This is a genomic window from Streptomyces sp. AC627_RSS907 (assembly GCF_019049165.1).
This window is the reverse complement of sequence record NZ_JAGMUE010001063.1, coordinates 1-653: the sequence shown is the minus strand read 5'-3', so window position 1 is coordinate 653 and position 653 is coordinate 1. Positions and strand designations below refer to the sequence as shown.

The 653-nt window shown below is 65.1% G+C and carries 1 pseudogene; it reads right to left on the bottom strand.

Annotation, left to right across the window (positions count from 1 at the left end):
* Positions 1 to 354, bottom strand: a pseudogene (locus tag KUM32_RS40265) (hypothetical protein); the annotation flags it as partial.
* Between the last annotated feature and the right edge of the window lie 299 nt (positions 355 to 653).

Below are 653 nucleotides of genomic sequence, written 5' to 3'. Positions count from 1 at the left end.
GGCTTCGTACACCGTGAGGAACTCATCCATTTGGGCGGAGTCCAGTGGCGACCTCGAGGCCAACGCGACTCCTCGTTCCGCCAGGGCGTCAGCGCTGCTTCGGGCCCCGCGCCGAGAGCGGCGCGACATACGCATCAGGAAATCCTCTTGACTCGCACAAGCGGGCGCGAGCCAGGTGATCCAGCCGGGCTTGACCGTGAACCCCGCCTCGCGAAGAGGCTGCCAGCCCGTGATGTCGGGATCCTTGACCCGCACCAGGTCGGCGTCCGGCTGTTCCTTGCGCCAATCACGACCAAGAGCCTCATCGATTCCGACATGGGCGATCCTGACGCCGTTCTCATCGCTAATGTTCACGTTTCCATCCTTCTGCCGCACACGCCTGCGACGCGCTGCCCGTCTCGCAATGCTGTTGCGCCCCAGGCGTCTTCAAACGGGCCGTCCTGGTGTTTTGCTGCTGGCCACAGAGGGAGCGGAACCCGCGTTCACGACTCCCTCCGGGAACGGGCCGCCCGGGCGTTTGCCGAGGCCTCCCGCGCGATGGCCCGGAAGAACTTCGGATAGCTAGGCGAGGTGTGTGCTGCAAATGCCAGCGTGATGTCGTGCCGGTTCCGTAGCTGGTTGATCGGCACCACCATGGCGGCGTGGTGCTCGAT